Annotated in this window: 12 protein-coding genes; 4 read left to right on the top strand and 8 right to left on the bottom strand. The window is 70.7% G+C overall.

Annotation, left to right across the window (positions count from 1 at the left end):
• Window positions 1-124: 124 nt before the first annotated feature.
• Together ABGB01_RS12720 and ABGB01_RS12715 are read left to right on the top strand one after the other, a co-directional pair.
• Complete coding sequence (locus ABGB01_RS12720) at window positions 125-1,378, top strand: acyltransferase family protein (protein WP_347773468.1); 1,254 nt, start codon at window positions 125-127, stop codon at window positions 1,376-1,378.
• Between the two features lie 56 nt (window positions 1,379-1,434).
• The gene (locus ABGB01_RS12715; protein WP_347773467.1) at window positions 1,435-2,397 is read left to right on the top strand and encodes a glycosyltransferase; all 963 of its coding nucleotides are present in this window, start codon (window positions 1,435-1,437) and stop codon (window positions 2,395-2,397) included.
• A 22-nt stretch (window positions 2,398-2,419) separates the two neighbouring features.
• Here the strand turns inward: ABGB01_RS12715 and ABGB01_RS12710 are convergent, their stop codons facing one another.
• Both ABGB01_RS12710 and ABGB01_RS12705 read right to left on the bottom strand, forming a co-directional pair.
• Window positions 2,420-3,349, bottom strand: a complete 930-nt coding sequence (locus tag ABGB01_RS12710) for a hypothetical protein (protein ID WP_347773466.1) — start codon at window positions 3,347-3,349, stop codon at window positions 2,420-2,422.
• Window positions 3,346-3,789 carry an RNA polymerase sigma factor gene (locus ABGB01_RS12705; protein ID WP_347773510.1) on the bottom strand — a complete coding sequence of 148 codons (444 nt, stop codon included), beginning with the start codon at window positions 3,787-3,789 and terminating at the stop codon, window positions 3,346-3,348. The genes ABGB01_RS12710 and ABGB01_RS12705 overlap by 4 nt, the downstream gene beginning before the upstream one ends.
• Before the next feature lie 106 nt (window positions 3,790-3,895).
• Between ABGB01_RS12705 and ABGB01_RS12700 the strand changes: the two genes are divergently transcribed.
• Window positions 3,896-4,609: an acetoacetate decarboxylase family protein gene (locus ABGB01_RS12700; RefSeq protein WP_347773465.1), complete on the top strand. Its 714-nt coding sequence runs from the start codon at window positions 3,896-3,898 to the stop codon at window positions 4,607-4,609.
• A gap of 2 nt (window positions 4,610-4,611) precedes the next feature.
• Here ABGB01_RS12700 and ABGB01_RS12695 read toward each other — a convergent pair whose 3' ends face one another.
• The 6 genes from ABGB01_RS12695 to ABGB01_RS12670 all read right to left on the bottom strand — a co-directional run bounded on the left by ABGB01_RS12695 (window position 4,612) and on the right by ABGB01_RS12670 (window position 10,406).
• Complete coding sequence (locus ABGB01_RS12695) at window positions 4,612-5,496, bottom strand: glycosyltransferase (RefSeq protein WP_347616499.1); 885 nt, start codon at window positions 5,494-5,496, stop codon at window positions 4,612-4,614.
• A gap of 187 nt (window positions 5,497-5,683) precedes the next feature.
• Window positions 5,684-6,451, bottom strand: coding sequence for a CDP-alcohol phosphatidyltransferase family protein (locus ABGB01_RS12690; protein ID WP_347773464.1), 768 nt, complete (start codon window positions 6,449-6,451; stop codon window positions 5,684-5,686).
• Window positions 6,429-7,469: an iron-containing alcohol dehydrogenase family protein gene (locus ABGB01_RS12685; protein ID WP_347773509.1), complete on the bottom strand. Its 1,041-nt coding sequence runs from the start codon at window positions 7,467-7,469 to the stop codon at window positions 6,429-6,431. The genes ABGB01_RS12690 and ABGB01_RS12685 overlap by 23 nt, the downstream gene beginning before the upstream one ends.
• Before the next feature lie 27 nt (window positions 7,470-7,496).
• Window positions 7,497-8,231, bottom strand: coding sequence for a phosphocholine cytidylyltransferase family protein (locus ABGB01_RS12680; RefSeq protein WP_132638236.1), 735 nt, complete (start codon window positions 8,229-8,231; stop codon window positions 7,497-7,499).
• A gap of 130 nt (window positions 8,232-8,361) precedes the next feature.
• Entirely contained in the window at window positions 8,362-8,970 is a 609-nt protein-coding gene (locus ABGB01_RS12675) for a DUF5941 domain-containing protein (protein WP_347616501.1), read from the bottom strand.
• Between the two features lie 11 nt (window positions 8,971-8,981).
• On the bottom strand, window positions 8,982-10,406 hold the full coding sequence (locus ABGB01_RS12670; protein ID WP_347773463.1) for a CDP-alcohol phosphatidyltransferase family protein: 1,425 nt from the start codon (window positions 10,404-10,406) through the stop codon (window positions 8,982-8,984).
• 112 nt (window positions 10,407-10,518) lie between these two features.
• On the opposite strand from ABGB01_RS12670, the gene ABGB01_RS12665 reads away from it, so the two are divergent.
• A complete protein-coding gene (locus ABGB01_RS12665; protein WP_347773462.1) occupies window positions 10,519-11,793 on the top strand; it encodes a bifunctional cytidylyltransferase/SDR family oxidoreductase in 1,275 nt (424 codons plus the stop codon).

The following is an 11,793-nucleotide window of genomic DNA, read 5'->3' as shown; positions in this document are numbered from 1 at the left end:
CACCCTTGAGAGCGGGATAGTGTGTTGCGGGTCGGCGACGCAGCGCGACACGGGGCCGCAAGGCTGTCCGGGTCGTGCTGCCGTCGTGTTCCCCGGCCCCGAGCGAAGCTGAGCGACTCCCCCAGTGTCTGACACCAGATGGTCCCCACAGGTCACGACCCCGCGGAGCCCCGACGGCGAGGGCGGGCCAGCCGACACGGGAGCCCGATGGCCGCTGCCGGAGGAGACCTTCTGGAGCGAGGCCACCGACCCGCACGGCGTGCCCCCCGGCGAGCGCACCGCGCCCCAGCCGGCGGTGCGGGCCGATCGTCCCGTGATCACGGCGCCCGCCGCGCAGCCCCAGGCGCAACCGCAGCCCAAGGAGCAGGCCGAGCAGCCGCCCAAGCGCAAGCGCGATCCGTTCCTCGACAACGTCAAGTTCGTCCTGATCGCGCTCGTGCCGCTGGGCCACTCGCTGGTTCCGACCCTGTCGGCCGACTCCTCCAGGTCGCTGTACATCTTCATCTACACGTTCCACATGCCGCTGTTCGTGCTGATCAGCGGCTACCTGTCCAGAAATTTCTGGAACTCCAACGCGAAGACCAACAAGCTGGTCGACACGTTCCTCGTCCCCTACGTGATCGTCGAGGTCGGCTACGCCGCGCTCCGCTTCGCGCTGGGCCAGAAGTGGAGCCTGACGATCATCGACCCGGCGTGGCTCAACTGGTATCTCCTGGCGCTGCTGTTCTGGCGCCTGTCCACGCCGGTGTGGAAGCGCATGAAATATCCCGTCCCCGTGTCGATCGCGATCTACCTGTTCGCCGGGTTCTCGCAGATCTCGGGCGACTTCAGCATGGACCGCTTCTTCGGCCTCCTGCCGTTCTTCGTCATCGGCCTCGTGATGCAGCCGGAGCACTTCGAACTGCTCAACCGGCGCTGGATCAAGATCGTCTCGGCGGTCACGGTGCTCGGCGCGGCGGCGGTGGCCATCTACATCGCGCCCAAGGCCCCGCTCGGCCCCTTCTACTACAAGAACAGCTACCAGGACCTCGACCTGTCCTGGTACATGGGGCTCGGCCTGCGCGTCGGCCTGCTGGTGTGCGCGCTGGCCATGTGCTTCGCCGTGCTGGCGCTGGTGCCCAGGAAGGAGACCTGGTACACCGACCTCGGCACCCGCACGCTCTACTGCTACCTGCTGCACGGCATCCCCGTCCTCATCGCCAAGGACCAGGGCTGGCTGGACTTCCCGTGGTTGCACGGGCCGCTCGGCGTGCTGGCGATCAGCTTCAGCTCCTTCGCGCTGGCGATCGTGTTGTGCCTGCCCGAGACCCGCACGGTCTTCAAGTGGGTGCTTGAGCCCCGCCTGATCTGGCTCTACCGGCGGCCATCCCGAAGTTAAGCAGCCGTTCGGCCCGCATTAACGTCTTTGACCTGGTTAGCGCCGAGCATCGACACATGCGCGCATGTGTCGCCACGACCGTCCATCATCCCGAGGACGCCCGGATCATGCACCGGCAGATCCGGGCGCTGCTCGACGCGGGCCACGAGGTGACCTACGTCGCGCCGTTCACCTACTTCAACGTGACGCCGGCCATGGGGCTCGGGGCGGTCGACGTGGCGTACCACGCGTCGCCGGGCCGGGCCCGCGCGGCGCTCAGGCGCAGCGTGAAGGACGCGGACCTCCTGCTCGTCCACGAGCATCGGCTGCTGCGCACGCTGCCCCACCGGCGCCCCCCTGTCATCTGGGACGTACGCGAGCAGATGACCCCGGCTCAGCTCGCCCGGGCGGGACGCCGGCACCGGGTGATCACCGCCGCGGTGGTGCCCGAGGCGACCCTGGTGTCGGCCGGACCACCTCCGCCCGGCGACACCAGGGTCGTGCACATCGGCCGCCTGTCGGCCGAACGCGGCGTGACGGAGCTGATCGGGCTGGCCGAGCGGCTGGTCCCGCACGGGGTGAGGCTGGACCTGATCGGCGCGGCGGCCCGCGACGTGCGGCCGCTGCTGCGCGACGCGCAGCGCGTCGGTCTGCTCGACTGGTACGGCTACGTGCCCAACCGGCACGCGCTGCGCATGGCCGAGGGTGCGCTGGCGGGCCTGTCGCTGGCCGGTGACACGGTGCGGACGGCACCCACCAAGATCATGGACTACATGGGCCGGGGGCTGCCCGTGATCGCCACCCCGCAGGCCGCCTCGCTGGTCGAGAAGGCCGGCTGCGGCCTCGTGGTGCCCCTCGACGTGGACGCCGTCCTCAACGCCGTCCTGGACCTCAAGGAGGACCCGGTACGCCGGCTCAAGCTGGGCGCGCTGGGCCACGCCGAGGCGCGCCTGCGCCACCACTGGCCGGATCACGCGCAGGACTTCGTGCGCCGCGCCGAGTCGTGGGCCGGCCTGACCGCGCACGCGCTGGCGGTCTAAGGGCCCCGGACCCGGTGGCGGTTCAGGGTTTGTCCAGATCGAAGGCGACGTCCGCCAGGCGGACCGTGCGGACGCGCGGATCTCTGATCACCTCGCGCAGCTTCTCGATCGAGCCGACCTGGTCGACGTAGGCGTGGGCGAGGCCGCCGTCCGCCGCCTCGCGCAGCCGGTCCAGGGACAGGTCGAAGGCGCGCAGGTTGGCGTCGTCGTGCTCGCGGAGCAGGCCGACCCAGGCACGGAAATCCCGTAGCCCGCCGCCGCACGCTTCCTCGGTCATGTCGCCGCCCTTCTCGCCGAGGTTCGTCCGCGCGCCGGACCAGTAACCGAAGCCCCAGTTGATGGACAGGGCACCCGGCCTGCGCTCGTAGGCGACCCGCTCGGCACAGGTGCCGTGCGTTTTCAGGAAGGCCTTCATGTCGCTCTCGGGCAGGGGCGTGGCGAACTCCACGACCGCTAGCGCCCTGAGGTCCCCGGGCAGTCTGTCAAGCACCTTGCGCACCTCCTCCTTCGGGGCGAGGGTGGTGCCGACGTCATACAGGGCTGTGGAGAGCCTCGTGTTGGCCGTGCTGCCCAGCGGCAGCCGCCCCACCCGGCCGAAGAGGTTCTGGCTGATCGTGTACGCGGCGCCGCCCGCGGGCCAGAAGTCGCCGACAGGACGCAGGGGAGCCGCCTGCACCTCCAGGGACATCGACACCGGAGTGGTCTCGCAACAGGCGCTCACGCTCACGGCGTAGGCCGGGCTGTACATCTTGAACGCGGTGCCGAGCACCGCCGCCATGCGCTGCTCGCGGTCGCCGCGGGTCTGCACCAGAGCCGACCCCCACGTGAGCGCCGCGGCGAGGAGGACGAGGGCGGTCAGGACGATCGCGGCCGTCCTGAAGACACCCCGCCGGACGGCGTTCCGGGTGGCCTTCGGGTCGAAGTCCGGCATTTCTGGCAAGTCGTTGGTCATTCGGGGGCTCCGTAGATGTCGGCGAAGGCGTTCCTGGCCCGCCACACGGCGGTCTTGATCGAGGCGTGCTTCCTGCCGGTCATCGCGGCCACCTCCACGAGCGAGAACCCTTCGAGGTAGACCAGCGTGAGCAGCCTGCGGTGCTGTTCGGACAGCCGGTCGAGGGCGTCGCGCACGTCGAGCGAGGCCACGTGGAGCGGAGGGACGCCCAGCTCGCCGGGGTCCGGCAGGGCCACCTCGATCCGGCGGCGGCGCACGTGGTCGATGAGAACGTTGCGGGCGATGGCGAGCAGCCAGGCGGCCGGGTTCTCACCGCGCCAGCCCAGCAGGGCCCTCGTCGCCTTGACGAAGGTCTCCTGCGCCAAATCTTCCGCGAGATGGGGGTCACGGGTCCTGCGCAGGAGGAACCCGCACACGAGCGGCCAGTGCTCGCGATACAGCTCCTCGATGATGACGCCCCCCGTGTCGGTTGGAAACTCACATCACACCCAGACGGCACCCGGGCGGGAATGGTCACACGGCTTGCCGGTTGATGTACTGGGAACCATGGCATCGCATCTGATCCTGGGCCGGACGGTCGGCATGCCGGTGCGGGTGCGGGACGCGGAGATCTGCGGCGCCTTCTACCCGGTGCGCGCCGACGCCGCCAGGGCGGTCATCGCGTACTCCGGGCTCGACGTCGCCGAGGTCCTGCCGGGCAAGGCCCTCTGCGTGCTGCTGTTCGTCGACTACCGCGACGGCGATCTCGACGCCTACCACGAGTTCGGCATGGCGTTCCTGGTGCGCCCTCCAGGCGTGTCGGGGCCCATGAGAGCCGCCGACCTGTCGCGGACCGGGGTGTTCGTGCACTGGCTGCCCGTCGACCAGCGGTTCACGCTGGAGGCCGGGCGGACGTTGTGGGGGTTTCCGAAGGAACTGGCCGACATCGAGTTGCGGCTCGGCTCACCGTACAAGCGGTGTGTGCTGCGCAAGGACGGCAGGCTCGTGCTCGACATGCTGATCAAGCCGGGCGTGCCGGTGCCGGGCGCCACCGTCATGGCGCCGCTGGACGCGTACACGCACCGGGAGGGCGTGACGCGGCGCGTGCCCTGGTCGGTGCGGGCGCGCGGCGCCAGGGTCCGCCCCGCCGGGGCACTGATCCGCCTGGGCAACCATCCCATCGCCAAGGAGCTGAGCGAGCTGGGGCTGCCGAAGCGGGCGTTGTTCAGCATGAACGTCTCGCGCGCCGAGATGGTCTTCGGCGCGGCCGAGCAGGCCTGAGCTCAGACGATCGGCGGGCGGCCCAGCTTGACCATGCGCCAGGCCGTGCGCCAGGCCATGGGGCGGCGCTCGCCGGCGGAGGTGCGCAGGCCTTCGAAGAATCCGGCGAACCAGGCTTTGAGCGCGCCACCCGAGCCGCGCTCGCGCACGATGGTGAGGACGACCCAGTTGGTGAGGTAGAGGCACGCCAGCGGCCACGGCAGGTTGCGCCGGGCCAGCCAGACCCGGTTGCGGGCGTTGAGCCGGTAGAACTCGGTGTGCCGCGTCGGCGGCACCTGCGGGTGGTACATCACCGTTTCGGCGTCATATTCGATGCGGTAGCCCTCGCCGAGCAGCCGCCAGGCCAGGTCGGTCTCCTCGTGCGCGTAGAAGAACCGCTCGGGCAGGCCGCCCACCTGCAGGAAGGCCGAGCGCCTGATGGCGGAGGCGCCGCCGAGGAACGTCGTGACGGGCGACGAGCGCTGCGGATCGCCCGCGCGCAGGCGGGGGACGTGACGCCGCTGCCCGATGCCGCCGTCGGGATCCATCACCCGGAAGGAGATCACCGCGAGGTCGGGCTCGGTGGCGAAACGGTCGCGTACGTGGGCGACCACTTTCTGGCTGGCATACCAGCCGTCGTCGTCGAGGAACAGCACGACGTCGCCCGAGCACTCCTCCACGCCGCGGTTTCGGCCTGCGGGAATGCCGGTGTTCTGGTCGAGCCGGATCGCTTTCACGATCGCGGACGACCCCTCGGGTGGCGTCGCCGACACCTCGGGCACGTCGGCGCCATTGCCTACGATCACCACCTCGACGTCGCCGTCGACCTGGTTGAGCGCGGACTCGACCGCCCGGTTCAGCTCCGCGACCCGGTTGCCCATGGTGAGGATGACGCACGAGATCTTCAACGAATCATCGTCCTGACGCGTTGAGAGCACGGGCGGAGCATTCTTTCATGATCACCGAGTCTGCTGGTCTGCATCGTTTGGGATATGGGTGGAGCTAAGCGTATCGGAACCGTCAGTGAACCCCCACCGAACGGCGGACGTCCGATCAATACGACGGACGAGGGGCCCTTCCGGTTCCGACATGAGATCACGCAAGTCGCCTCGATGCCAGGATGCTGACCAAATGCAGGACAACCTGGAGGCAGGCGGCGACGAAACAGGCGACGAGCAACACCCGGGTGGGGGTGAGATCGCCGATCGCCAGATCGATCACCGCGGTCGCCAGCGCGAGCAGCGACAGCTCCACCGGCTGCACGATGCGGTGGAACTTCGTCGCCGACAGCACCCGCCGGCCCAGCCCCAGCAGCCCGGAGCGGAACTGTCCCACGGACGCCTCGGTCGCGGCCGTCAGCCCGCCCTTGGCCCGCGCCACGTCCACGAGGTCGGTCTCGGCCTTGATGAGGATCGCGCCCAGCGCGGCGCCGACCCCCAGCACGGTGTACCAGTCGGGCAGGACGGCCGAGGCCCGCCAGCCCAGTCCGGCCAGCAGCGCCGCCTCGGTGAAGTAGGCGCCCACGCGGTCGAGATAGACGCCGACCAGCGAGGTCTTGCCCGTCCAGCGGGCCAGCTCACCGTCGGAGCAGTCGAGCAGGAGGTAGACCTGGATGAGCAGCGCGGCGAACACGGCCGCCCAGAGCCCTGGCAGGGCCAGCACGACGCCGGCCACGATGCCGGCCAGCGTCATCACCCACGTGAGCTGGTTGGGCGTGACCGGCGTCTTGGCCATCAGCCACGTGACGTAGATGGACACCCTGCGCATGTAGAGGACGCCCGCCCAGTGCTCGCCGTTCTTGCGCTGGAGGTGGCCCTCGGGCTGGGCGACCCGCCGCAGCTCAGCGACCGAAGGCCCGGACATAGTCCTCCACCCGATCGTGGATCTCGGAGTCCTGCATGCGCAGGTGTTCCAGGATCGTGTAGCGGCCGGGACGGGTGGCCGGCGCCAGCGCGACGGCCTCGGCGAACTGCTGGCTGGACAGCCCGATGTCGGCGGGGACGATCGGCAGTTCGTGCCGGCGCAGGCAGTCGGTCACCTGCGCCACGCGAGCGTCGTCCTCCCTGAGGAAGAAGCAGAAGGCGGCACCGATGCCGGCGAGCTCGCCGTGGTTGGAGGTGCCGGGGAAGAGCTGATCCACGGCATGAAGGATCTCATGGTCGCCACCGCTCGCGGGCCGGGATGAGCCCGCGATCACCATCGACATGCCCGACAGGATCAGCGATTCGGCCAGCACGGTGAGGAACGCGTCGGACTCGATGGAGTCGGCCCGCCCGATCAGCGCCTCCGCGGCCGTACGGGCCATGGAGCAGGCCAGCCCGTCGATCGGCTCGCCGCGCTCGACGTTGCCGAGCTGCCAGTCCTCGATCGCCGACAGGTTGCTCACCACGTCGCCCACGCCCGCCCGGACGAGCTGCTTCGGCGCGTTGTGCACGAAGTCGAGGTCGACGAGGATCGCCAGCGGCATCGGCACCCCGAACGTGCCCTTGCCGCCGTCGTAGACCAGGGAGGCGGTGGGCGAGCAGATGCCGTCGTGGGCGAGGTTGGTGGCCACGGCCACCATCGGGATGCCGGCGAGCGACGCGGCGTATTTCGTCGCGTCGATCGTCTTGCCGCCCCCGACGCCGACCACGACTTCGTAGGCGCCCTTGCGCAGGTCGGCGCCGAGCGAGACGGCCGCGTCGACTGTGCCGTCGGCCACCCTGAAGATCTCGGCCTCACCCAGCGTGGGCGCTATCAGGCTTTCGATGTGGTCGCCCTGGCCCGGCCCGACGGCCACGGCGACCCTGCCGGAGGTGGCCACGCGGCTGTCGGCCAGCAGCGCGCCGAGCTCCGCCACCGCACCCCGCCTGACCTGCATGGTCAGCGGTGTCGGCAGCATTCTCGCTAGAAGCGGCATCGCGCCCCCTCAGTAGCGCACGGCTATGGTGCGGGCCTTCGCCAGGTCGTCGTGGTTGTCCACCTCGACCCAGTCGACCTCCCCGATGGGCGCGGCGTGGATCAGCTCGCCGCGCTCGACCATCTCCTGGTAACCGTCCTCGTAGTAGAGCTGCGGGTCGCGCTCGAATGTCGCCTTGAGCGCGTCGGCCAGCCGCTCGGCCGCGCCCGGCCGGATGAGGGTGGCGCCGATGTACTCGCCGTAGGCCTCGGCCGGATCCATGAGCTTGGTGATGCGGCGCAGCGCGCCCTCCGGCGAGAGGGTGACCTTCATCTCCTCGTCGGCGAGCTTTTTCACGTTGTCGACGGCCAGCAGGATGTCGCTCGTCTCGGGCGCCGACAGCAGCGTCTTCTCGACCGAGACCGGGTGCACGGTGTCGCCGTTGACCAGTAGCGCGCCCTGGGCGAAGTAGTCGCGCGCGCACCACAGGGAGTAGGCGTTGTTCCACTCCTCGGCCTTGTCGTTGTGCACGAGGGTGAGCTTGACGCCGTGCCTGTCCTCCAGCTCCTCCTTGCGGTCGTGGACGGCCTGCGCCGCGTAACCGACGACGACCACGACCTCCCGCAGGTCCACCTCGGCAAGATTGCGCAGCGAGATGTCCATGATCGTGGTCTCGCCGTCGACCGGCACGAGCGCCTTGGGCAGCGTGTCGGTGTACGGCCGCAGGCGTCGTCCGGCCCCGGCGGCCAGAACCATTCCCAGCAACGTGCACTCCTCAGTCGTAACGTGCGGCGGGGCACTGGACGCGACCCGCGTAGGGGTGGGGCGGTCGTTGGACGCGCCACCGTAGGCCCAAAGGTTAGTTCCCTTTCGGCCTACGGTGGGTAATCTGCCATCAGTCTTGTGTTCCCGTTTCCGCCGCTTCCGCCCCCGCCTGGGGGGCGGCCAGCCAGCAGGTGAGGCTCTCCCAGCCGAACAACGCCCACAGGTAGAGCGCGAACACCACGTAGCCGCCGGTCAGCCAGCCCGTGAGGGCGACCAGCGAGACCACCATCATCCGCCCGTCCCAGCCGAGCCCGAACGTGGACAACCAGGCCGGCGCATAGACCCGCTGGCGCAGCCGGTGCACCAGGTCGTAGTGGTGGAAGGCCAGCGCGCCGATCAGCATCATGATCAGTACGGGGTGCACCCCGTGGGCGAACCCGCACGCCGCGATGAACGTGTACTCGATGACCCGCAGGATCGGCGGCACGAGCCAGTCGAGCCGGCCGTCGTGCGCGTGGCTGCTGCCCGGCCCGGCCAGCAGCAACGTCACGGCGGGCGCGAACACGGCGAGCCCGTCGGACCCGGCCACGCCGAGCACCAGCAGCACCCCGGTGACGAACGTGCCCGCGATGACCGGCGGCAGCGGCGGGAGTTGCCCGGCCACGAGCAGGCCCATGGCGCGCGAGAGCGGCCCGTCGTCGCGGTAGGCCACGACGGTGCTGCTGGGGACGGGAGCCATGTGGACCGATGTCACCGTGCCGACCTCGCGATCCGTCCGAAGAGCTGGTAGAGGGCCGCCACGCCGCCCCAGCACAGCAGCGACAGGAACGTGACCTTGGCGTTCCAGCAGGCGGCGGTGATGGCGATCAGGGCGGTGCGCTCGCCGATGGGCAGCACGATGATCTTCTTCAGCCAGCGCGTCACGGTGTCGCGTTCGAGCCGCTGGGCGAGGCCGAGCACGCCCCTGGCGCGGCGGGCGTCCTCCGACTCCAGCAGGGAGCGGGCGGGCCTGCCCCAGGCAGCGCCGACGCGGGCGGTGTCGGCCACGGCCCCCGCGTAGGTGTAGTCGACGGCGTGCCGGACGATCTGCAGGATCATCGCGGCGACCGCGAGGTACCAGATGCGGGGCCCGGCGTACCCGGCGGCCAGGCCGATGTAGACGACGTATTCCTTGAGCCGGTCGGCCATGCCGTCGGCCCACGCGCCGAGCGGGGAGAACGTGCGGGTGTAGCGGGCGAGCTGGCCGTCGAGGCAGTCGAGCGCGAACGACAGGTAGAGCAGCACCGCCCCGGCCAGGCGCGTGGCCGGGGTGCCGGCGGAGAACCAGACGGCCGACAGCAGCGCCAGGCCGACGGAGACGCCGGTGACGGTGTTGGGCGTCAGCTTGAGCGTGGCGGCCGGCCTGATCAGGTGGCGGGTCCAGGTGGAGACGAAGTAGGTGGCGAAGAAGCCGTCGTCGGGTTTGACGGCGGTCTCGACCTTGACCTTGGCCTCGTCGACCTCGGCCAGCTTGGCCAGGGCGGTGTCCGCGGAGATCTGGCCGGTCACCCGGTCGGCGTGCAGCGGCCCGAGCGTCGCCGCGCGTACGGCCACGCCCGATCTGACCAGCCCGACGAGCAGCAGGTCGACGGCCTCGACCGGGGTGACGGGGCCGAGGCGGCCGGTGTCGGCCAGCTCGGCCAGCTCTTCGGCGATGTCGGCCAGCACGCCGAGGTCGGCCTCGGCCGCCTGGAGCAGGCCCCTGAACGTGGCGTTCGCCTCGGGGACCAGGTGGAACGAGCTGCCCGCGGCGACGACCTTGCCGCCTTCGACGCGTACGGGCGGCCGGAGCGGGGCCGCGGCCGTCTCGCGGCAGACCAGCGCGCCGGTGCCATGGGCCGGGTGTTCGAGCAGCAGCGCCAGCGCCTCGGTGTGGATCACGAGGTCGCCGGGCAACACGGCGACGGCGCCGGTGGCGGTGCGGGCGATCTTGGCCACTCCTCGCAGGTCGGCGCCGAGGCCTCCGCTGGGGGTCACCACCTGCACCTCGCGCACCGGCAGCGTGGCGAGCTGGTCGCTGAGCCGGTCGAGCAGCGTGCCGTCGGCGCACGAGAGCCCGCATGCCGGGGTCGTGGCGAGGACCACGACCGCGGCATGAGGGCTGGTCGTGCCACCTCGCGTCATTGAGTCGGGCAAGGCACAGGTCTCCTCCCGGTCGGGTCGGGAGTGCGTGGGCACGCGGGTGCGTAGCCACAGCGTAGCGAGAGGTCAACGCGATATCACGGACCAGGACCGTTAGGCTCGCGGTATGACGTCACGGCTGCGGTCGGTTGGGGTGCTCCTCGCGGGCGGCGTAGGGCAGCGGTTCGGGCACGACACGCCCAAACAGCTCGTCGAGGTCGCCGGGCGGACGATCATCGAGCACTCGCTGGCGGCGTTCGAGCGCGCCCCCGAGATCGACGAGATCGTGGTGCTGATGACGCCGGGACACGCCGACCGGGTGCGCGAGATCGTCGCGCGGGGCGGCTACGGCAAGGTCAGCCAGGTCGTCGACGGCGGCGCGAGCCGCACCGAGAGCACGTGGCGGGCGCTGCGGGCGCTGGGCACGCAGGAGTGCAACGTGCTGCTGCACGACGCCGTGCGCCCGCTCGTGGAGCCGCGCATCATCGCCGATTGCGTCAGGGCGCTGCGCGAGCATCCCGCCGTCAATGTGGCGATCCCGAGCTCCGACACGGTCCTGGTGGCGAAGCCGGCGCCCGGCGGCGAGGTGATCGGCGAGGTGCTCGACCGGGCGCGGCTGCGGCGCAGCCAGACGCCTCAGTGCTTCCGGCTCTCGCTGATCCGCGAGGCCTACGAGCGGGCGATGGCCGATCCCGGCTTCGGCGAGCAGCCCGCCACCGACGACTGCGGCGTGGTGCTGCGCTACCTGCCCGGTGTTCCGATCCACCTGGTGCCGGGCAGCGAGCACAACATCAAGGTCACCCATCCGGCCGACCTGCACATCGCCGAGCGGCTCTTCCAGCTCGCCGCGAGGGTGCCGGCGGGCGATCCGGAAGGGCTCGACGGGCGGAGCGTGGTGGTCTTCGGCTCCGCGGAGATCGCTGAGCTGGCCGCCGCCCGCGGCGCCCGGGTGCACGCCTTCTCCGAGGCCGACGGGGTGCGCGTTGACGACGCCGGCGCGGTGGCCAAGGCCCTCGACGGTGTGGGAGACGTCGACCACGTGGTGAACGCGGCGGTCGCCGGCCACAGGGGCGGGCTCGCCGAGGCCACCGGCGAGAGCGTCGCCGACACGGTCAGCGTCAACCATCTGGGCGCGCTCACCGTGGCCCGCGCCGCCCGCCCGCACCTGCGCGGCAGCCTGCTGCTGCACAGCCCGCCCGGTTCCGGGGCGCTGCACGCGGCCTCACGGGCCGCTGTGGCCGGGCTCACCCGGGCACTGGCCCGCGAATGGGCCACGGACGGCATCCGGGTCAACTGCATCAATACCGGCACTTCTCCGCACCTCATCGCGCAGACCTCGCTGGACATCCTCATCTCCGACCTATCAGGGCAAGTCATAGAGGCAGGCGTGGACGGCGCTTGA

This window comes from Nonomuraea sp. B5E05 (genome assembly GCF_039880665.1).
GTDB lineage: Bacteria > Actinomycetota > Actinomycetes > Streptosporangiales > Streptosporangiaceae > Nonomuraea.
Note: the sequence above shows the minus strand (reverse complement) of the source record. Positions and strands in the feature narration are given on the sequence as shown.

Bases quoted from the DNA above. Each gene is read 5' to 3' on its own strand.
- ABGB01_RS12685 (WP_347773509.1), bottom strand. From the start codon at position 7,469: ATGCTGCCGACACCGCTGACCATGCAGGTCAGGCGGGGTGCGGTGGCG.
- ABGB01_RS12710 (WP_347773466.1), bottom strand. From the start codon at position 3,349: ATGACCAACGACTTGCCAGAAATGCCGGACTTCGACCCGAAGGCCACC.
- ABGB01_RS12675 (WP_347616501.1), bottom strand. From the start codon at position 8,970: ATGGCTCCCGTCCCCAGCAGCACCGTCGTGGCCTACCGCGACGACGGG.
- ABGB01_RS12715 (WP_347773467.1), top strand. From the start codon at position 1,435: ATGCGCGCATGTGTCGCCACGACCGTCCATCATCCCGAGGACGCCCGG.
- ABGB01_RS12690 (WP_347773464.1), bottom strand. From the start codon at position 6,451: ATGTCCGGGCCTTCGGTCGCTGAGCTGCGGCGGGTCGCCCAGCCCGAG.
- ABGB01_RS12665 (WP_347773462.1), top strand. From the start codon at position 10,519: ATGACGTCACGGCTGCGGTCGGTTGGGGTGCTCCTCGCGGGCGGCGTA.
- ABGB01_RS12700 (WP_347773465.1), top strand. From the start codon at position 3,896: ATGGCATCGCATCTGATCCTGGGCCGGACGGTCGGCATGCCGGTGCGG.